27 protein-coding genes and 1 pseudogene are annotated in these 19295 nt (G+C 61.1%); 4 read left to right on the forward strand and 24 right to left on the reverse strand.

Annotation, left to right across the window (positions count from 1 at the left end):
- Nucleotides 1-17 precede the first annotated feature (17 nt).
- The 9 genes from KVX96_RS15275 to KVX96_RS15315 form a co-directional block, all read right to left on the reverse strand.
- Nucleotides 18-437 carry a hypothetical protein gene (locus KVX96_RS15275; RefSeq protein ID WP_261195568.1) on the reverse strand — a complete coding sequence of 140 codons (420 nt, stop codon included), beginning with the start codon at nt 435-437 and terminating at the stop codon, nt 18-20.
- A 222-nt stretch (nt 438-659) separates the two neighbouring features.
- Nucleotides 660-1079 (reverse strand): 50S ribosomal protein L17, encoded by a 420-nt coding sequence (rplQ, locus tag KVX96_RS15280; RefSeq protein WP_261195569.1) that lies wholly within the window; start codon nt 1077-1079, stop codon nt 660-662.
- A gap of 160 nt (nt 1080-1239) precedes the next feature.
- The gene (locus KVX96_RS15285; protein WP_261195570.1) at nt 1240-2256 is read right to left on the reverse strand and encodes a DNA-directed RNA polymerase subunit alpha; all 1017 of its coding nucleotides are present in this window, start codon (nt 2254-2256) and stop codon (nt 1240-1242) included.
- Between the two features lie 112 nt (nt 2257-2368).
- On the reverse strand, nt 2369-2758 hold the full coding sequence (gene rpsK, locus KVX96_RS15290) for a 30S ribosomal protein S11 (protein ID WP_261195571.1): 390 nt from the start codon (nt 2756-2758) through the stop codon (nt 2369-2371).
- Between the two features lie 15 nt (nt 2759-2773).
- Nucleotides 2774-3142 carry a 30S ribosomal protein S13 gene (gene rpsM / locus KVX96_RS15295; RefSeq protein WP_261195572.1) on the reverse strand — a complete coding sequence of 123 codons (369 nt, stop codon included), beginning with the start codon at nt 3140-3142 and terminating at the stop codon, nt 2774-2776.
- A gap of 202 nt (nt 3143-3344) precedes the next feature.
- Nucleotides 3345-3920, reverse strand: a complete 576-nt coding sequence (locus tag KVX96_RS15300; protein WP_261195573.1) for an adenylate kinase — start codon at nt 3918-3920, stop codon at nt 3345-3347.
- Nucleotides 3917-5275, reverse strand: coding sequence for a preprotein translocase subunit SecY (gene secY / locus KVX96_RS15305; RefSeq protein ID WP_261195574.1), 1359 nt, complete (start codon nt 5273-5275; stop codon nt 3917-3919). Before secY ends, KVX96_RS15300 begins: the two co-directional genes overlap by 4 nt.
- A 107-nt stretch (nt 5276-5382) precedes the next feature.
- Nucleotides 5383-5856, reverse strand: coding sequence for a 50S ribosomal protein L15 (rplO, locus tag KVX96_RS15310; RefSeq protein ID WP_261195575.1), 474 nt, complete (start codon nt 5854-5856; stop codon nt 5383-5385).
- A gap of 220 nt (nt 5857-6076) precedes the next feature.
- Nucleotides 6077-6292, reverse strand: a complete 216-nt coding sequence (locus KVX96_RS15315; RefSeq protein ID WP_261195576.1) for a DUF1127 domain-containing protein — start codon at nt 6290-6292, stop codon at nt 6077-6079.
- 242 nt (nt 6293-6534) lie between these two features.
- On the opposite strand from KVX96_RS15315, the gene KVX96_RS15320 reads away from it, so the two are divergent.
- Complete coding sequence (locus KVX96_RS15320) at nt 6535-7533, forward strand: YHYH protein (protein WP_261195577.1); 999 nt, start codon at nt 6535-6537, stop codon at nt 7531-7533.
- Between the two features lie 76 nt (nt 7534-7609).
- Here the strand turns inward: KVX96_RS15320 and KVX96_RS15325 are convergent, their stop codons facing one another.
- The 12 genes from KVX96_RS15325 to rpmC form a co-directional block, all read right to left on the reverse strand.
- Entirely contained in the window at nt 7610-8119 is a 510-nt protein-coding gene (locus tag KVX96_RS15325) for a hypothetical protein (protein WP_261195578.1), read from the reverse strand.
- A gap of 162 nt (nt 8120-8281) precedes the next feature.
- Entirely contained in the window at nt 8282-8470 is a 189-nt protein-coding gene (rpmD, locus tag KVX96_RS15330) for a 50S ribosomal protein L30 (protein ID WP_261195579.1), read from the reverse strand.
- A 12-nt stretch (nt 8471-8482) separates the two neighbouring features.
- Entirely contained in the window at nt 8483-9043 is a 561-nt protein-coding gene (gene rpsE / locus KVX96_RS15335; RefSeq protein WP_261195580.1) for a 30S ribosomal protein S5, read from the reverse strand.
- Nucleotides 9044-9161: 118 nt separating this feature from the next.
- Nucleotides 9162-9521, reverse strand: coding sequence for a 50S ribosomal protein L18 (gene rplR / locus KVX96_RS15340; RefSeq protein ID WP_261195581.1), 360 nt, complete (start codon nt 9519-9521; stop codon nt 9162-9164).
- Between the two features lie 11 nt (nt 9522-9532).
- Nucleotides 9533-10066 carry a 50S ribosomal protein L6 gene (rplF, locus tag KVX96_RS15345; protein ID WP_261195582.1) on the reverse strand — a complete coding sequence of 178 codons (534 nt, stop codon included), beginning with the start codon at nt 10064-10066 and terminating at the stop codon, nt 9533-9535.
- A gap of 10 nt (nt 10067-10076) precedes the next feature.
- Nucleotides 10077-10469 carry a 30S ribosomal protein S8 gene (gene rpsH, locus KVX96_RS15350; protein WP_261195583.1) on the reverse strand — a complete coding sequence of 131 codons (393 nt, stop codon included), beginning with the start codon at nt 10467-10469 and terminating at the stop codon, nt 10077-10079.
- A gap of 13 nt (nt 10470-10482) precedes the next feature.
- Nucleotides 10483-10788: a 30S ribosomal protein S14 gene (gene rpsN / locus KVX96_RS15355; protein ID WP_261195584.1), complete on the reverse strand. Its 306-nt coding sequence runs from the start codon at nt 10786-10788 to the stop codon at nt 10483-10485.
- Nucleotides 10789-10804: 16 nt separating this feature from the next.
- Nucleotides 10805-11365, reverse strand: coding sequence for a 50S ribosomal protein L5 (rplE, locus tag KVX96_RS15360; protein WP_261195585.1), 561 nt, complete (start codon nt 11363-11365; stop codon nt 10805-10807).
- Nucleotides 11365-11670, reverse strand: a complete 306-nt coding sequence (rplX, locus tag KVX96_RS15365; protein WP_261195586.1) for a 50S ribosomal protein L24 — start codon at nt 11668-11670, stop codon at nt 11365-11367. Before rplX ends, rplE begins: the two co-directional genes overlap by 1 nt.
- Nucleotides 11671-11672: 2 nt before the next feature.
- Nucleotides 11673-12041 carry a 50S ribosomal protein L14 gene (rplN, locus tag KVX96_RS15370; protein ID WP_011567679.1) on the reverse strand — a complete coding sequence of 123 codons (369 nt, stop codon included), beginning with the start codon at nt 12039-12041 and terminating at the stop codon, nt 11673-11675.
- Between the two features lie 74 nt (nt 12042-12115).
- Complete coding sequence (gene rpsQ / locus KVX96_RS15375; RefSeq protein ID WP_261195587.1) at nt 12116-12346, reverse strand: 30S ribosomal protein S17; 231 nt, start codon at nt 12344-12346, stop codon at nt 12116-12118.
- Nucleotides 12347-12361: 15 nt separating this feature from the next.
- Nucleotides 12362-12565 (reverse strand): 50S ribosomal protein L29, encoded by a 204-nt coding sequence (rpmC, locus tag KVX96_RS15380; RefSeq protein WP_261195588.1) that lies wholly within the window; start codon nt 12563-12565, stop codon nt 12362-12364.
- Between the two features lie 246 nt (nt 12566-12811).
- Here rpmC and KVX96_RS15385 point away from each other — a divergent pair, with 246 nt between their 5' ends.
- From KVX96_RS15385 to KVX96_RS15395, 3 genes are all read left to right on the forward strand, one after another.
- Entirely contained in the window at nt 12812-14734 is a 1923-nt protein-coding gene (locus tag KVX96_RS15385) for a DUF3604 domain-containing protein (RefSeq protein ID WP_261195589.1), read from the forward strand.
- A 143-nt stretch (nt 14735-14877) separates the two neighbouring features.
- Nucleotides 14878-15615, forward strand: a complete 738-nt coding sequence (locus tag KVX96_RS15390; protein WP_261195590.1) for a class I SAM-dependent methyltransferase — start codon at nt 14878-14880, stop codon at nt 15613-15615.
- Between the two features lie 40 nt (nt 15616-15655).
- The gene (locus KVX96_RS15395) at nt 15656-16279 is read left to right on the forward strand and encodes a TIGR02466 family protein (protein WP_261195591.1); all 624 of its coding nucleotides are present in this window, start codon (nt 15656-15658) and stop codon (nt 16277-16279) included.
- Between the two features lie 61 nt (nt 16280-16340).
- Here the strand turns inward: KVX96_RS15395 and KVX96_RS15400 are convergent, their stop codons facing one another.
- The 3 genes and pseudogenes from KVX96_RS15400 to KVX96_RS15410 form a co-directional block, all read right to left on the reverse strand.
- Nucleotides 16341-17678, reverse strand: a complete 1338-nt coding sequence (locus KVX96_RS15400; protein ID WP_261195592.1) for a metal-dependent hydrolase family protein — start codon at nt 17676-17678, stop codon at nt 16341-16343.
- 25 nt (nt 17679-17703) lie between these two features.
- Nucleotides 17704-17847: a hypothetical protein gene (locus tag KVX96_RS15405; RefSeq protein WP_261195593.1), complete on the reverse strand. Its 144-nt coding sequence runs from the start codon at nt 17845-17847 to the stop codon at nt 17704-17706.
- Nucleotides 17848-17856: 9 nt separating this feature from the next.
- Nucleotides 17857-19263 (reverse strand): annotated as a pseudogene (locus KVX96_RS15410) (amidohydrolase family protein).
- Nucleotides 19264-19295 lie beyond the last annotated feature (32 nt).

A 19295-nucleotide genomic window follows, 5' to 3' on the forward strand; every position in this document is an offset into this window, starting at 1 on the left:
GTTGGCGTGCGGAAGTTTCAACGCCGCCCGGCGGCTTTGCGCTTGAGGAACTTCAACCCCGACCAATCCGCATCCACCGCGCAGACCTTCACATCCACCCAGCCCAGCGGCAGAACCGCCGTGCGCAGATCATCCTCGGTCACGCCACAGAACAGCTTGGAGGGCTTCTTCGGCCAGGAGATCCAGAGCATCCCGCCCTCGCGCAAATCCGCTAGCGCAGCTGCAGCCGCCGAAGCGATGCCCTCCGGCCCGTGAAGAAAAAGATGCACCGCATCCAACGCGCCGCCCTCGTCCACGAAGTCCACGCCTTCCGCGCCCGCGAGCAAGTCCGGGTAGTGCGCTGGCGCGGCGCGAAGGCCTACGCGAAAGCCGGGCTTGAACCCGAGTTTCTGGAACAGTGGCTTGCCGGAATACCCGGCTGTTTTCACATCGCTCATGGGCTCAGCCTAGCGCGCAACACAGAGTCTTGCGAGGCTCTGCCTCGCGCTCCGGGATATTTTAACCAAGATGAAGGGGGCCCCACTTTGTTCTGAAAATATCTCGGGGGAGGCGCCGAAGGCGGCGGGGGCAGAGCCCCCTTTTCTGGCATCGTACAAAACAAAAAAGCCCCGCCGGGTGGGGCGGGGCTTTGGAAGCAATGGCATGGAAACGCCAGCTTCTTACTCTTCAACCGCCTCTTCGGCAGCCACGCGGGCTTTGTCGGCGGCGCCTTTGGCGTCGACGTCGCGGTCCACGAATTCGATGATCGCCATCGGAGCCTGGTCACCGTAGCGGAAGCCGGCTTTCAGGATGCGGACATAGCCGCCCTGGCGCTCGGCGTAGCGCGGGCCCAGAACGTCGAACAGTTTGGCGACATAGGCGTCCTGCTTCAGCTTGGAAGCGGCCTGACGGCGGGCGTGAAGATCGCCGCGTTTGGCCAGCGTGATCATCTTTTCGATGATCGGGCGCAGTTCTTTTGCTTTGGGCAGGGTGGTTTTGATTTGCTCGTGCTCGATGAGGGAGCCAGCCATGTTGGCGAACAGGGCCTTGCGGTGCTCATGAGTACGGTTCAGGCGGCGGTAGCCACGTGCGTGACGCATCTTTCTTTTCTCCGGTCTTGCCCTCTACGGGCGGTTTTGCTTTGTCCGGCGATCCCTATGCGTGGGGTTCGCTCTCCTTGGGGCTGTGTGCCCTGATCTTCCCCGCCATCTGCGGGCAATCGAGGGGGCCGTTTACTGCCGGCCCCCGCATTCGTCAACCTTAGAACTGGTCTTCGAATTTCTTGGCCAGATCTTCGATGTTCTCCGGCGGCCAGTCCTCGACGTCCATGCCGAGGTGCAGGCCCATGCCCGAGAGCACTTCCTTGATCTCGTTCAGCGACTTGCGGCCGAAGTTCGGGGTGCGGAGCATCTCGGCTTCGGTCTTCTGGATCAAATCGCCGATGTAGACGATGTTGTCGTTCTTCAGGCAGTTCGCAGACCGCACGGAGAGCTCCAGCTCGTCCACTTTCTTCAGCAGAAGCGGGTTAAACTCGAGGCCGTCGTCGTCGTCCTGACGGGAGGCGGCTTCCGGCTCGTCGAAGTTCACGAAGATCGACAGCTGGTCCTGCAGGATGCGGGCGGCGAAGGCCACGGCGTCATCCGGTGCGATGGAGCCATCGGTTTCCAGCTTCAGGGTCAGCTTGTCGTAGTCCAGCACCTGGCCCTCGCGGGTGGGCTGCACTTCGTAGGCGACCTTTTTCACCGGGGAGTAGATCGCATCGATCGGGATCAGGCCGATCGGGGCGTCTTCCGGCTTGTTCTTGTCTGCCGACACGTAACCTTTGCCGGTGTTCACGGTCAGTTCCATGAACAGATCGGCGCCATCGTCGAGGTGGCAGATCACGTGATCCTTGTTCAGGACTTCGATGCCGGCGGATTCGGCGATGTCACCGGCGGTGACGATCGAGGGGCCTTTGGCGGAGATCGAAAGCCGCTTGGGGCCTTCCACTTCCATGCGCAGGGCCACGCCCTTGAGGTTCAGGATGATGTCCGTCACGTCCTCGCGGACGCCAGCGACGGAGGAGAACTCGTGCAGAACGTTGTCGATCTGGACGCTGGTGATGGCGGCGCCTTGCAGGCTGCTCATCAGCACGCGGCGCAGCGCGTTGCCGAGCGTCAGGCCGAACCCGCGCTCCAGCGGTTCAGCCACGACGGTTGCCTGACGTGCGGGATCATTGCCCGGCTTGACGTCCAGCTGCGTCGGCTTGATCAGTTCTTGCCAGTTCTTGTGGATCATGTGTCGCCTCCATTCTTGTTCCCGGCCCATGCCCAGCACGGAAACGCCCGAGGGTGTAATGACGAAAAATCGGGCCGCGCGAGGCGCAGCCCGAATTAGATGTACCTGAGCCTTAGACGCGGCGGCGCTTCGGCGGGCGGCAGCCGTTGTGGGCGATCGGGGTCACATCACGGATCGAGGTGATGTTGAAGCCGACAGCCGCCAGGGCGCGCAGGGCGCTTTCACGGCCGGAGCCGGGGCCTTGCACTTCCACTTCCAGCGTCTTCACGCCGTGTTCCTGGGCTTTGCGGCCAGCGTCCTCGGCAGCCATCTGAGCGGCGTAGGGCGTGGACTTGCGGGAGCCCTTGAAGCCCATGGTGCCGGCAGAGGACCAGGAGATAGCGTTGCCCTGAACGTCGGAGATCAGGATCTTGGTGTTGTTGAAGGAAGAGTTCACGTGTGCAACGCCGGTGGCGATGTTCTTGCGCTCTTTCCGCTTCATACGGGATTTATCACGTGCCATGGATCAAGCCTCCCCTTACTTCTTCTTACCAGCGATGGCCTTTGCGGGGCCTTTGCGGGTACGGGCGTTGGTGTGGGTACGCTGACCGCGAACCGGCAGGTTGCGGCGGTGACGCAGGCCGCGGTAGCAACCGAGGTCCATCAGGCGCTTGATGTTCATCTGGGTTTCACGACGCAGATCGCCTTCCACCGTGTAGGTGGCGTCGATGTGCTCGCGGATGGCCAGGATTTCAGCGTCGGAGAGTTCGTTCACGCGACGGGTCGATTCGATCCCGACGGATTCACAGATCTCTTTCGCGGAGGTGTTGCCGATGCCCGTGATGTATGTCAGGGCGATCGGGACGCGTTTCCCGGTCGGGAGGTTAACGCCAGCAATACGTGCCAAGTGTCATGTTCCTTTTACGTTGCGGTTCCGTAGCACCAGAACCTTTTTTCACAACGGAAGCCCGAAGGCGGATTGCCCACGGGCCACTGCTGAATTCGATGTGGGTTGACTAGGGGCGATTCCCCATGAAATCAATCCGATTCTCACTTGAGATGGGCTGATCTATGGGGTTTTGCCCTGAACGTCAAGGCCCGGCCTTCCCTTATCCGAGGATGTCGGCAATGGCCGCGCCAACGGCGTCAATCTCGCCCAGCCCGTCGACGGATTTCAGATCCCCTTTGGCGTGGTAATAGCCGATGAGCGGGGAGGTCTTCTTGTAGTATTCCATCAGGCGGATCTTGAGGCTTTCGGCGTTATCGTCGGCCCGGACGGGCTGACCGGCTGCGCGGGCCTGCTCGGCACGGTTCACGATGCGATCGATCAGGATCTCGTCGTTGACGCGCAGCTCGATCACCGCATCGAGCCCCTGCCCGTGGCGCTCCAGAAGCGCGCCGAGGGCGTCGGCCTGCGCCAGGGTGCGCGGGAAGCCGTCGAAGATGAAGCCCCCACCCTGCTCGCCTTCGAGCTTCTCTTCGATCAGCCCGATCACGATCTCGTCCGTCACCAGCTCGCCGGCGTCCATGATCGCGGCAACCTTGTTGCCCATCTCGGTGCCGGACGTGCGGGCGGCCCGCAGCATGTCGCCCGTCGAGAGCTGGATCATGCCGCGGTCTTCCACGAGCCGTCCCGCCTGTGTGCCCTTACCGGCACCGGGCGGGCCAAGCAGAATGATGTTCATCGTCTTGCTGTCCCTTTCTTGCCGCCACGCTTCTTGCCGCGCAGCTGCGATTTTTCGATCAGCCCTTCATACTGGTGCGCCAGCAGATGGGACTGGACCTGCTGGATCGTGTCCATCGTAACGGAGACGACGATCAGCACGGAGGTGCCGCCAAAATAGAAAGGGATCGACAATTGTGAACGCAGAATCTCGGGCATAAGACAAACTGCCGCAAGATAGGCGGAGCCCAGCACCAGCACGCGGGTGACCACGTAATCCAGATACTCGGCGGTTTTCTTGCCCGGGCGGATGCCGGGGATGAAGCCGTTCTGGTTCTTCAGGTTGTCGGCCACGTCGTCGGTCTTGAAGGCGACGTTGAACGTGTAGAAGTAGGTGAAGAACACGATCATGGACGTGAAGAACAGCAGGTAGAGCGGCTGTCCGGGGCCGAAATAGGCGAGAATGGTGGACATCACCGGGCCGGTGGAGCCGCCAGAGAAGGTCGCCAGCGTGGTCGGCAGCAGCAGCAGCGAGGAGGCGAAGATCGCCGGGATCACGCCGGCCGGGTTCACTTTCACCGGCAGGTGGCTGGAGCCTCCATCATAGACTTTCATACCGACCTGACGGCGCGGGTATTGGATGTGGATCTTGCGCAGGGCGCGTTCCATGAACACGACGAAGGCAATCAGCGCGATCATCATCAGCATGATGCCCACGATCACCACCGGCGAAATCGCGCCGGAGCGGCCCTGCGAGAGGAACTGCGCCAGAGCGGCCGGAACCTCGGCGATGATGCCGACGAAGATGATGAGCGAGATGCCGTTGCCGATGCCGCGTGCGGTGATCTGCTCACCCAGCCACATCAGGAACATGGTGCCGCCCACGAGGGTGATCACGGTGGCGGCGCGGAAGTACCAGCCCGGATCGGCCACCAGATCGCCGGCTTCCAGCGACACGGCAAGCCCGTAAGCCTGGAATGTTGCCAGAAACACCGTGCCGTAGCGGGTGTATTGGTTGATCTTCTTGCGGCCCTGCTCGCCTTCCTTCTTCAGCTGCTCAAGCGAAGGCACCATGGCCGTCAGCAACTGCACGATAATGGAGGCGGAGATATAGGGCATGATGCCCAGAGCAAAGATGCCCATACGGCCGATGGCGCCGCCGGTGAACATGTTCAGGATGCCGCCGAGCCCGGCGCTGGCCTGATCCATGAACTCACGAAGCGCGTTTCCGTCGATTCCCGGCACCGGGATATACGTCCCGAGGCGGTAAACGATCAGAAGCCCAAGGGTGAAGAAAATTCGCTGGCGAAGCTCGGTGGCCTTCCCGAAAGCCCCCCAGCTCATGTTCGCCGCCATTTGCTCTGCTGCAGATGCCATTCGGCCCTCTTTTCGATACGTAAACGCCGCCGGGTCCGTTTCCCGGATCCGGCGGCGCTTGGAAAACTTTAGGTTATGTAAGCGGCGGCGAGGCCGCTCACAAGCGCTTATTCAGCGGCTGCCGGGGTTGTGACCGTCAGGGAGCCACCGGCTTTCGCCACGGCGTCGACGGCGGCCTTGGAGGCACCGGTCACGGTCAGGTCCAGCTTGGAGGTGATTTCACCTTTGGCCAGAACGCGCACACCGTCCAGTTTGCGGCGCACGAGGCCGGAGGCCACCAGCACGTCCTCGGTGATCGGCGCGGAAGCGTCGAGCTTGCCAGCTTCGACAAATTTCTGGATCAGGCCCAGGTTGATGACGGCGAATTTCTTGGCGTTGGGCTTGTTGAAGCCACGCTTGGGCAGACGCTGGTAGAGGGGCATCTGGCCGCCTTCGTAGCCTTTGATGGCCACGCCGGAGCGGGATTTCTGACCCTTGATACCGCGGCCAGCGGTTTTGCCCTTGCCGGAGCCGGGGCCACGGCCAACACGCATGCGTTTCGGGGCTGCGCCCGGGTTGTCCCGGAGTTCGTTCAGTTTCATGTCGCTTCTCCTTGCCGGATGTGACCCCTGAAGCGTAAGCGGGCCAACCTCGGCGTTTCTTGCTTGTTGATTCTGTGGCACCCGAAGCGCCACCGGGGGCGTATACGCGCCCTGCCCCTTCTGTGCAAGGGGCTAGCCCTGCCCTGCCCCCTTGCAAAGTAAAACGCCCCCGGCGGGAGGAGCCGGAGGCGTTTTTGAGGGGCTTTCCGTCAGCGAGCGCTTATGCGCCGTAGACGTGCTGGCGCGCGATGTCGGAGATGTTGTAGCGGCTGATGCCGATGTCGTTCAGATCGCGATCGCTCAGGGCGTCCAGCTCGTTATAGAGTTCGACGTATTTGCGGCGCAGCGCGCGGTTGGCTTTGAAGCCTTCCAGCAACTCGTTGACGCGGCGCAGGGGGGCAAATTCGTTGTGGGCGGCGGTGTTGATGTAAGCCATTGTCTTTGTGTCCTTTCGTCGGGGCCGAACTGATTTTCGGCCGGTCACTGTTTCAGTCTCTTCCCTTGTGACCCAAAGATAGGACGCCCCGTTACCGGTAACAATTGCCAGAAACGGCAACCCCGCCATGCAAATGCTGCAAGTGCGAAGGGATTGCACCGACGGAAATCTCCCCCCGCGCGTAGAAACAACAGGGCGAGGGTCAAAGGACCGCCCGCGATTTGAACAAAGTAGGGACAGACATGCATTTCAGACCAGCCTTAGCCGCCCTCGCCACCATCGGCCTTGCCCTGCCTGCCATGGCCCATGACCAAGACGAAGTGATCATGTTGGCCGGAATAAGCGCGGCTTTTTCCGCCGCCAACCTTGTCGGCGAACCCGAGATCGTGGATTGCACGCTCTCGGGCGGCGCGCAGACGCATTGCCTCTCGCTCACCGTGCGCCCCGAACCTACAGGCTATGTGCCGGGCCCTTGGTGCCCGACCTCCGCCAGCGACGGCCCGGACGTCAGCGGCATCTGGCTCCATGAGGGCCGTGTCTATGATGCCGACGGGAGTTTCATGGGGCAGCTCGCCACGCTGTTTGACGATCCCGCGTGGCAGATGGTGGATCCGGAGACGGGCAAGATCGCCGTCACCGACACCAAAGAGAAATGCGCCGCAGCCGCGCGCCCCGACGTGGGCGCGGAATACGCCAACACCTGTGTCGAGTGCCTGCCCGAATACCTCGATCCGGATTTGACTGTCACTTACGTGATCCCCTTTGAGCCGGTCACGGCACAGGCACCCTCCCCCACGCAGCAGGCCGGGTCCGGGGTCGCGTTCAACGGCATCCGCCTCGATGCCCCTGCCCCGGTGGACGCCATCCTTGGGGCCTACACGATCGCCCCGTTTGACGATTGCGGTGGCCATATCAACCTTTTCGTAGGCTACCACTACCACGCCGCCACGGATTGCATTGAAACGGGTGCAGACACTGCAGAGGACCACGCCGCCCCCGTGGGACTGGCAATGGACGGCCACGCGATCTTCCCCGCCCTGACGGAGGATCAGGCCACCGCCGCCGCGCTGGATGCCTGCTTTGGACACAGCAGCGACGGCCTCGGCTATCACTACCACGCTGGCCCCGCAGGCGGGAACGCCATCCTGGGATGCCTCACCGCGCAGTACGGCTGCGTTCTTGAAAAGGGCGCAGAAACCTGTGACGCCAGCCAGCGGCGCGGCCCGCCGCCCCGCGACTAAGCGCCCTTCTAGGCCACCAACAAAATACGCCCCGGTCCATCCGGATCGGGGCGCTCGGTGCCGGATCGGCGCAGCCTCAGCCCATTTGGGCGGCGTTGCATTCCTTCGTCATCTCCATCGCTTTCTTGGTGCCGGTCAGATCGACCACAAAGGCGAATTCCGTTTCCGGGAAGACGATCATCTCATATTGCTGGGCGATGTCGGTGGCGAACTGGGGATCATCGCTCAGCACATAGCCGCCGGAATAGCCTTCGGTGATGTTGCCGCGCATGCCGGTGGCCTCGCCGAGGTAGATGTTGCCGCCGATCAGGATCGCCACGGCTTCCTCGTCGCCCTTCTTGATGTTGGTCTCGGCCTTGGTGAAGACGCCCACGTAGCCCACACCACGATCCTCGGTCAGCCCCATCTGGATCACATTCTCAGCCGCGTCCACGCGCTCCATCAGGCAGGATTTCTTCTCGGCATCGGCAAAGACCTTCCAGCCTTCGACCTCTCCGAATTTGGTGTAGGTATCAGCCAGTGCGGGCAGGCCCGCAAAGGTGCATGCAGTGGCCATGGCGGCGGCGGGGATGAGTTTATACGGCATAAGGAGGTGTCCTCTTTGGCAAAAAATCCGGCCCGAATCCTGTGGGCCACCACCACCTTAAGGCGATCCATGCAAAGCCACGACAGCGCTCTGCGCGGCAAGCAAAAAAGCGCCGCCGGTTTCCCGACGGCGCTTCCTGTTCTCTGATCGCGAAGACGGGACTTAGCCGCGCTCTTCGATGATCTCCACGAGGTGGGGGATCTTTTCGACCATGCCGCGCACGGCCGGGGTGTCTTCCAGCTCGCGGGTGCGGTGCATCTTGTTCAGGCCCAGGCCTTTCAGCGTTTCGCGCTGGATGGCGGGGCGGCGGATCGGGGAGCCGATCTGCTTGACGACGATGGTTTTAGCCATGTTTCGCTCTCCTTACGCTTCGGCTTCAGCCGGCGCTTCATCCTTGCTCAGGATGTCGGCAACTTTCTTGCCGCGGCGCTGCGCGACCATACGCGGGGAGGCTTCTTTCTTGAGGCCGTCCAGCGTGGCGCGGATCATGTTGTAGGGGTTCTGCGAACCGATGGACTTGGCGACAACGTCCTGCACGCCCAGCATCTCGAACACAGCGCGCATCGGACCACCGGCGATGATACCGGTACCGGTCGGAGCGGTGCGCATCACGACGCGGCCAGCACCGTGGCGGCCTTCGATATCGTGGTGCAGGGTGCGGCCTTCGCGCAGCGGCACACGGATCATCTGGCGCTTGGCTTGCTCGGTGGCTTTGCGGATGGCCTCGGGGACCTCTTTCGCTTTGCCTTTGCCGAAGCCGACGCGGCCTTTCTGATCGCCCACGACGACGAGGGCTGCGAAGCCAAAGCGCTTACCACCCTTTACGGTCTTGGACACACGGTTGATCGCGACAAGGCGATCTGCGAATTCCGGGGTTTCCTCGCGTTCGCGACGGGGGCCCCGGCGGTTTTCACGTTCTGCCATCAGGCATTCCTTTGATTGAGTGGCGCGCTTGGCACCAATGAACTCGATCCTTGGTGCGGCAGGGCGCAAGGCCCCGCTGCCCGGATCATCGGGGCGGCCCGAGGGCCGCCCACAAGTCTTAGAACTTCAGACCACCTTCACGGGCGGCTTCGGCCAGAGCCTTCACCTTGCCGTGGAACAGGAAGCCGCCACGATCGAAGTAGCACTCTTCAACACCTTTGGCCTTGGCGCGCTCAGCAATAGCTGCGCCCACTTTGGCTGCGGCTTCGATGTTGTTCTTGCCCACAACGCCGAGATCCTTCTCGAGGCTGGAGGCGGAAGCCAGGGTGATGCCTTGCACATCGTCGATCAGCTGCACGCTGATGTTCTTGTTGCTGCGGTGCACGGAGAGACGGATACCACCGACGTTCCGGGCTTTCAGCTTGTTCCGAACGCGCAGACGGCGCTTCAGGAACAGGGTCCGTTTGCTGTTTGCCATTTTTCGCGTCCTTACTTCTTCTTGCCTTCCTTGCGGAAGATGTATTCGCCTTTGTAGCGGATGCCTTTGCCTTTGTAGGGCTCGGGCTTGCGCCATTCGCGAATGTTAGCGGCAACCTGGCCGACGAGTTGCTCGTCGATGCCTTCGATGATGATCTGCGTCGGTTTCGGAGCTGTCACGGTGACGCCAGCCGGAACCTCGAAGTTCACATCGTGAGACAGACCAAGGGCGAGCTTCAGGGTGTTGCCCTGCATCTGGGCGCGGTAACCCACACCCTGGATCTCCAGCTCACGCGTCACGCCGTTGGTGACACCGTTGACGAGGTTCGCCACCATCGTGCGGGACATGCCCCACTGCTGGCGGGCGCGCTTGGACTTGCCGCGCGGCTCGATCTTCACAACGTTGTCTTCAACGGTCAGGGTCACGTCGTCGGTCGCGGTGAAGTTGCGGGTGCCTTTCGGGCCCTTCACTTCGATCGTCTGACCGGACACGGAGGCCGTCACGCCGGAGGGCAGTTCGACCGGTTTCTTACCAATACGAGACATGCTTCCCTCCTTAGAAGACGGTGCAAAGCACTTCGCCGCCAACGTTGGCTGCGCGTGCATTTGCGTCCGACATCACGCCCTTGGACGTGGAGACAATGGAAACACCCAGACCCTGACGAACCTGCGGAATCTCCTGGGAGCCCATGTACACACGGCGGCCCGGGGTGGAAACGCGTTTCAGTTCGCGGATGACGGGGGTGCCGTCGAAGTACTTGAGTTCGATTTCAAGGGTCGGGTGACCATTGACATCGGTGCCCTTTTCGTAGCCGCGGATGTAGCCTTCGTCGGCCAGCACATCCAGAACCCAGCCGCGCAGTTTGGAGGCCGGGGTCGAAACACCGGTCTTGCCGCGCATTTGAGCGTTGCGGATACGGGTGAGCATATCGCCGATAGGATCGTTCATATCGTTCTCTCCCTTACCAGCTCGATTTCACCATGCCGGGGATCTGGCCGTTGGAGCCAAGATCACGCAGCGCGATCCGCGAAACTTTGAGTTTGCGATAGTAAGCATGCGGCCGGCCGGTCAGCTGGCAGCGGTTGTGCAGACGGGTTGCCGAAGAGTTGCGCGGCAGTTTCGCCAGCTTCAGGCGCGCTTTGAAGCGCTCTTCCATCGGCAGGCTCTCGTCTTTCGCGATTTCTTTCAGCGCTTCACGCTTGGCGGCGAATTGGTCCACCAGCTTCTGGCGCTTCTTCTCGCGCTCGATCATTGCTTTTTTAGCCATGTCTCTCTCTCCCCGCTCAGCTGTTGAAAGGCATGTTGAAAGCTTTCAACAGCGCCTTTGCTTCCGCATCGGTGTTCGCGGTGGTGCAGATAACGATGTCCATACCCAGCATGTCGACGACCTTGTCGAAGTCGATTTCCGGGAAGACGATGTGCTCTTTCAGGCCCATGGCGTAGTTGCCACGGCCGTCGAAGGACTTGCCGGATACGCCGCGGAAGTCGCGGACGCGCGGCAGCGCGATGGTGATCAGACGATCGAGGAATTCGTACATCCGGTCGCCACGCAGGGTCACTTTCGTGCCCAGCGGCATTTCTTCACGAACGCGGAAGGTCGCGATGGACTTGCGCGCTTTCGTGATGACGGCCTGCTGGCCGGCGATCAGGGTCAGAGCTTCCTGAGCGTTCTTGACCTTCTTGGTGTCCTTGACGGCGTCACCGATCCCCATGTTCAGAACGATCTTCTCCAACTTGGGGATCATCATCTCGTTCTTGTAGCCGAACTCTTCCTTGAGCGTGGCGCGGATCTGGTCTTTGTAGAGCGTCTTCAGACGCGGGGTGTAGGTAGCAGCGTCGAGCATCAGACCGTCTCCCCGGTGGTTTTGGCGAAGCGCACTTTCTTGCCGTCTTCGAAGCGGAAGCCAACGCGGGTTGCCTTGCCGTTGGAATCGAGCAGCGCCAGGTTGCTCAGGTCGATCGGCATCGCTTGCGGGATGCGGCCGCCCTGGGAGTTCTGGGATTGCTTGGTGTGGCGGATGGCGATGTTCACGCCGTCCACGATGGCTTTGCCGGCAGAGGGGTTCACGGAGGTGATTTCACCTTCCTTGCCCTTGTCCTTGCCAGCCAGCACGACGACCTTGTCGCCTTTTTTCAGTTTGGCAGCCATGGTTACAGCACCTCCGGCGCGAGCGAGATGATCTTCATGAAGTTCTTCGCGCGCAGCTCACGAACGACCGGCCCGAAGATACGGGTGCCGATCGGCTCGTTGTTGTTGTTCAGAATGACAGCAGCGTTGCGGTCAAAACGAATGGCGGTGCCGTCTTCACGACGGACTTCCTTGGCGGTGCGCACGACGACGGCCTTGCGGACGTCACCTTTCTTAACGCGACCACGCGGGATGGCTTCCTTCACGGAGACGACGATGATGTCGCCAACCGAGGCGTATTTACGCTTGGAACCACCCAGAACCTTGATGCACTGAACACGGCGAGCGCCGGAGTTGTCAGCAACATCCAGGTTTGTTTGCATCTGGATCATGTGGTTTCTCCCGACCTTTGGGGGCCTATGCGGGGCTTATCCCCAGGGTTTCGATTAAGCCGAAAGGCTCTGCCTTATGCAGGCAGAACCTCCCAACGTTTCGTCTTCGAGATCGGCGCACATTCCTGAATACGGACAATGTCACCGACCTTGAATTCGTTCTTCGCATCGTGAGCCCGGTATTTCTTGGACTTACGGATGGTCTTCTTCAGAACCGGGTGCGTGAAGCGACGCTCAACGGAAACCGTTACGGTTTGCTCGTTCTTGTCGGAGGTCACGGTGCCTTTAAGGATACGTTTGGGCATGTCTCTCAGGCTCCCTTATTCTGCGGCCGCGTCAGCGGCTTTCTGGTTGAGCACGGTTTTCACGCGGGCCACGTCACGGCGGACCTGCTTGATGCGTGCGGTGTTTTCGAGTTGGCTTGTGGCCTGTTGGAAGCGCAGGTTGAAGGCTTCCTTTTTCAGCGCGGTCAGCTCATCACGAAGCTGGTCCGGCGTTTTATCGCGGAGTTCCTGGGCGTTCATCGCCAATTTTCCTTTTATCAACATCACCGAAGGGCCCCCGTAAGGGTCACCCTGATTCCGGTGGAGTTCATGGATGAGCGGCCCCTTTACGCCCAATCCCCCCGCTTGGCAAGCGCATTGCCGAAGAATTCCACTTGTTTCGGCGCGATTTGGTCAACAGCCCGACCTGTGCCAAGGTAGGCGGCATTCGATACGCCGAAATTAAACTGCCAGATAAGACCCGCCAGCGGGGCAAGGGAGGATACATTGAAACATATACTGAGCGCCTGGGCCATCGCGGCCCTGTGCTGTGGCGCAGCGCAGGCCAGCGATGTTCCCACCGGGGACGCGGCAGCCGAGAACCTGCCAACGCGGCCCTTTTCCCCCTATGCCAACCGGGTGTTTCCCGATCGGCCGCTCTGGGGGGAAACTCATCTGCACACCGGCCTGTCACTGGATGCTGGCGCATTCGGCAATATCCTGCGACCTGACGATGCCTGGCGTTTTGCCAAGGGCGAACAGGTCATTTCCTCCACGGGTCAGCCCGTCAAGCTCAGCCGCCCTCTGGATTGGATGGTGCTCACCGATCACACCGACCTGATGGGCTTCGCACCTGATCTTCAAGCCGGCAAACCCGGTGTTCTGGCCGATCCGAAGGGGCGCGAATGGTATGAGGGCTACAAGGCCGGCGGCGAAAAGGCCGGCGAGACGGCTTTTGACCTTATCACCAATTTCTCTCAGGGCACCCTGCCCGAGCTCCTTCTGGAATCCTATAGTCCCGGCGCCGACGCGTTCTCCAACGTCTGGGAAGAGATCGTGATGGCCGCCGAGGCGCATAATGATCCCGGCAGCTTCACAGCCTTCATCGGCTTCGAATGGACCTCCGTACCGAAAGGGTTCAACCTGCACCGAAACGTCATGCTGCGCGATGGCGCGATCCGCGCGCTGCAGGTGGTGCCGCCCGTCACACAACCGCCCTCCGGCAGCACTGATCCGAAAACGCTTTATGAGTGGCTCGAAGCCTATCAGGAGAAAACCGGGGGCCGCGCCGTTGCTTTTGCGCATAACGGCAACCTCTCGAACGGCTGGATGTTCCCAATGGAAGGCACCTATCACGGCGGCGAGGTGGATGCAGACTACGTGGCCAATCGTGCCCGCTGGGAGCCGCACTATGAGGTCACCCAGATCAAGGGGGACGGCGAAGCACACCCGGCGCTCAGTCCCGAGGATTCTTTTGCCGACTATGAGAACTGGGACGCCGGCAACCTTGATCTGACAGAACTGAAAACGCCGGAGATGCTTGCCGGTGAATACGCGCGGGAAGCCCTGAAGAACGGTCTGGTTCTGGAAGAGAAGTTTGGCGTGAACCCCTACAAGTTCGGCATGGGCGGCGCGACCGACAGCCATACCGCCCTCGCCACCGCCGAAGAGGACAACTACTTTGGCAAGTCCGTCAGCGTCGAGCCTTCCCCGACACGCATCGCGCATCCTTTCGTGAAATCCAATCTCGGTGAAGTGCCCGGCCACAAGCTGGTGGCCTCCGGCTACACCGCCGTCTATGCAACCGAGAACACCCGCGCGGCGATCTTTGACGCTTTCAAGCGCCGCGAAACCTACGCCACAACAGGCCCGCGGATCGGGTTGCGCTTCTTTGGCGGCTGGGACTTCAACGAAGCGGATCTGCTCTCCCGGACCCCTGCCGTTGCGGGCTACGAGCGCGGCGTTCCCATGGGCGGCGACATGCCAACGCGCGAAACGGATGCCGCGCCCTCCTTCCTCCTGTTTGCGCTGCGCGATCCGATCGGGGCAAACCTAGACCGCATGCAGATCGTCAAAGGCTGGCTCGACGCGGACGGCAAAACTCATGAGAAGATCTTCGATGTGGCCTGGTCCGACGCGCGGGAACCAGACGCCAACGGCACACTTCCCGAGGTTGGCAACACGGTGGATATCGACACCGCGAGTTGGCGGAACACGATCGGCGCGTCGGAATTGGCCACGGTCTGGACGGATCCGGAATTCGATCCGGCGCAACGGGCTTTTTATTACGTGCGGGTTCTGGAAATCCCGACGCCGCGCTGGGTCCTCTATGACAAGGTTCGCTTTGGCATCGACCTGCCGGAGGAGGCGCAGCTGATTCTTCAGGAGCGTGCCTATTCCTCGCCGATCTGGTACACGCCGGCACAATAGGCGCACCACATTTGCAAAAAGGCCCCAAAAGCTGGGGCCTTTTTCGTATCTAAGCCTCACTTCCTCGCCCGTCGAAAAGGCTTTGGGCAGAGCATGAGCCCGACATACCCTTTGCCAAACGTATTTGAAGGAAAGCCCTTGCCTTGATCCGCTTTGACGAAACCACCTTCGGCACTCTGAACGCAGACGCCTATGACCAGCTCCACGATCCGGGCACCACGGATGAGAGCGTGGCGCTGATTTCGGAGCTGGCGGGTGCGGGCCGCATCCTTGAGCTGGCCATCGGCACCGGGCGCATGGCCTTGCCTCTGGCCGCGCGGGGCCATGACGTGAGCGGCATCGAAGGTTCGCCTGAGATGATCGCGCAGCTGCGTGCAAAGCCCGGCGGCGCGGCGCTCTTCGTGGTGCAGGGTGACATGGCCGATGTGGCCATCGACGGCCCCTTCGATTTCGCCTTCCTCGTGTTCAACACGCTCTTCAACCTGCCCGATCAGGAGAGCCAGATCCGCCTCTTCGCCAATATGGCGCGCAAGCTCGCCCCCGGTGGGCAGTTCCTTGTAGAGGCCTTCGTGCCCGAGTTCTCAGGCTTCTCCAACCACCAGCGCCTTGCCACCAAGAGCCTGGGCATGGAGACGCTCTGCATCGAGGCCGTGCAGCATGATCCCGTTCAGCAGACGCTGCATTTCCAGCGCGCCCATATCAACAACACCGGCACGCGGCTCGTCCCCCTGCCCCTGCGCTACGCCTACCCCGCCGAGATCGACCTCATGGCGCGGCTCGCCGGGCTCACGCTGCAAGCGCGCTGGGGTGGCTGGCACCGGCAGGAATTTACCGCCGAAAGCAAAATGCACGTTTCTCTCTACAAAAAAGCTGATAGCTGAGCGCCAAACCCCCAAAACCCGCCAGTCAAAGGCCACGCCCATGCCCCAGATCGAGTCCCTCTTCGTCACCCGCCTCTACCGCGACCGCCTCACAGCCTTTGGTGAAACGGTGGATGCCGATGAGCTTGAAGCCTCCTGCTACTCCATCGCCGAAGATGACGAGGCCGGGCAGGAGTGGTGCGAGGCCAATGATTATCCGGGCTACACGAGCTACGCCTCGCTCACCGATCTGGGCTGGCGCTTCCCGATCTTCGAGGAGGTCCGCAAGCTGCTCGACCAGCACGTGGCCGCCTTTGCCGAGGATCTGGAACTGGACTTGGACGGCCGCGCGCTGCGGCTGGAAGACCTCTGGATCAACATCCTGCCCGAAGGTGGCTTCCACTCCGCCCACATCCACCCCCATTCGGTGATCAGCGGCACGACCTATGTCGCCATGCCCGAAGGCACCAGCGCGCTGAAGCTGGAGGATCCCCGCCACGCGATGATGATGGCCGCCCCGCCGCGCAAGAAGACCGCGCGGCAGGAGATGAAGAACTTCATCACCGTGAAGCCTGATGTGGGCGACGTGCTGCTCTGGGAAAGCTGGCTGCGCCACGAGGTGCCGATGAACATGGCCGAAGACGACCGCATCTCGGTGAGCTTCAACTACGCCTGGGCGGACTAAGCGCCAGAGAAAAAAGGCCCCGGTTGATCGCCGGGGCCTTCTTTCATGCTGTTATCGAAGTTCAAAGCGCGTTCTTGTAAACTTTGCCGTCCTTCATGATCAGGTCATAGGTCTCATCCGGCGTGGTCATGACGGAAATATCTTCCAGCGGATTGCCATCCACCAGAAGCAGGTCTGCGTAGGCCCCTTCCGCGATCACGCCAGGCTTGCCCTGCGGGTAGGGGTTCAGAGGACCGGACAGCGCCAACAACTCGCCGCCATTGGACGTCGCCTGGCGCATGATCTGAAGCGGGCTGAACCATTGCGACCGGAAGTCGAACTCATCGGAGATCGTGTCGATCTCCGATGCGCTGCTGATGATATCGGAGCCAAAAACAATGTTTTCAAAGCCGATAGCGTTGGCCGCCGTGAACATCGCGTCAAGCCCAGCATAGGCCGAACGGTGCTTTTCTGCCTGCCCGGGCGTATAACCTTGCGGGATGAAGGTGTAGACTTTCACCTGCGGCGACAGCCAGACGTCGTTGTCCATCATGTATTGCAGTGTATCAGTATCCGTCAGGTTTGCGTGCTCGATACTGCGTACCCCGTTTTTGACGGCCCGGCGGATCCCATCACTGTTGTAGACATGCGCCAACACATACGTGCCGAAATCGCTCGCGGCATCAACGGCTGCCCGGATCTCGTCGTCCCGGTACTCGAGAACTTCCAGCGGGTCGGCAACGGAGCCTGTGCCACCGCCAACGGCGATCTTGATCTGGGACGAGCCGCGGCGGAGCTGTTCCCGGACAATTTTGAGAACTTCCGGCTCGCCATCCGCAATTGCCATGTCGCCTTCGCGGACCAGACGGTCCATCGGGCCGCCCTGCGCCAGCGTGGTTTCGCCCGGGTACCGGTGATCGGCATGGCCCGACGTCTGCGAGATCATCGGCCCAGAGGGATAGATCCGCGGGCCGGGTGTCAGGTCCTCGTCAATCGCCGCCTTCAAACCATAGGTGTTGCCAGCAGCGTCGCGAACGGAAGTAATCCCGGCTTCAAGATACCCGCGAGCGGTTGTAGCCGCCAAAATCGTTCGATACCGCTCATCCGCAAAAAGAAGTTGCGGGGCTGAAGCTGCAGCCATCATCAGGTGTTCGTGCATGTAGATCAGGCCCGGCGTCATGGTCCGGCCACCGGCATCGATAACAGTTGCGCCCTCAGGCACGGTCAGATCCGCTCCGATCGCCACAATCATCCCGTCCTGAATCAACACATCCTGACCATCGATCAGATCGGGGCCAATGCCATCGAAAATACGCGCCCCGGTGATCAGCGCGCCGGGATCGGCAGGTGTGTCCTGTGCCAGTGCCGGTAGCGCAAGCGCTAAGCTCGCCGCGGCCAAAAGCGTTCCAATGGTATTCATAGTCGTTCTCCGTGGATAGGGCGGCTCAAAGCGCGTTCTTGTAAACTTGGCCGCCTTTCATGATCAGGTCCAGCACCTCGGCCGAATTTTCGAGGATGGTGATATCCTCCAGCGGGTTGCCGTCGATCAGCAGAAGATCGGCATGGGCCCCTTCCACGATCTGACCCACGACACCCGGTTACTCGATTTCGTTCTTGAAGATCTCGCCACCCTTCATGATCAGGTCGAAGTTGGTGTACGGATCGGAGATGAGGTCGATGTTTTCCAACGGATTGCCATCCACAAGGATGAGATCGGCATAAGCGCCTTCCGCGATAACCCCAAGGGCACCGCCCGGATAGGGGTGGCGCGGGCCAGAAAGCTCCAGCAGTTCGGCGTTGGTGGACGTGGCGATCTTCAGCACCTCATACGGGGTGTACCAGCGCTGCAGCTTCGCGAGGAAGGCCCCCTGACGTTCGGTCAGAACTGGGTCAAACAGGATGTCGGTGCCGAACGCCACTTTGACGCCCACTTCCTTGGCCGTCTTGTAGGTGATGTCGGTGCCGTTGGTGACGTCGATTCACTTCTGCTGGCTCACCGGATCTTGGAAGGTGAACCCATCCTCGTCGTCCAGCAATGGCTGTGGGGAGAGCCAGACGTCATTATCGCGCATCAACTCCATGGCTTCACGGCTCATGAGGAAGCCATGTTCGATCGTTTTAACGCCCGCTTCCACAGCGATTGCAACGGCCTCGTCCGTGAACAGATGCGCCGCAATATAGGTGTTGTAGGTGTCAGCGACTTCCACGAAGGCCTCGATTTCGGCCTTGGTGTATTGCCGCACGTCCAGTGGATCGTACGTTGACGACACCCCGCCCCCGGCAGAAATCTTGACCAGGCTTGCGCCCATGCGCATCACTTCCCGCGAGCGCTTGATTGCTTCTGGAACACCATCGGCCTGCAGCATGAGGCCAACGCCATACCAGTACCAAAGTGCGTCACCTGGGTTGGCTGGAACAGCGTTGTAAGGACGATAATCGAAATGGCCGCCGGTTTGCGTAATAGGCGGGCCAGCGGACAGCATCCTCGGCCCCTTGATCTCGCCGGAATCTATCATGCGCTTGATTGAAAACGTATTTCCACCAACGTCACGCACAGTAGTGAAACCGCGCATCAGGGTCTTTTCCGCGCCCTGTGCGCCGCGCACGGCCACCTCGAGGATATCCCCGGAAATCACAACGCTTTGCGGACTGCAGCAGTAGAGCGTGTGCCAGTGTACGTCGATCAGGCCGGGGATCAGCGTGCGCCCGCCACCGTCGATCTGCGTGGCCCCATCGGCCGAGATCGCCTCGGCAGAGACCTGCGTGATGAACTCGCCGTCGATCAGAACATTCGCGCTCTCGATCAGCGCTTCGTTGACGCCGTCAAACACGTTGACGTTGGTGATGAGGATTTGACCCGCCAAAGCGGGCGCCGCGCCAAAGGCGAAAGCCGCCGCGGCGAGTGCCGGAATCTTGCTAGGGGTCATGAAAACGCGTTCCCTTGAATGAACACGTGCCTGCGGCACTTTCCGCCGCAACGCCTTGATTTGCAAGCCTTTATTCATCAAGCCGACGTGACGAAAAGCCAGTTGCGGCA

The organism is Pseudoruegeria sp. SHC-113 (assembly GCF_025376885.1).
Lineage (GTDB): Bacteria > Pseudomonadota > Alphaproteobacteria > Rhodobacterales > Rhodobacteraceae > Pseudoruegeria.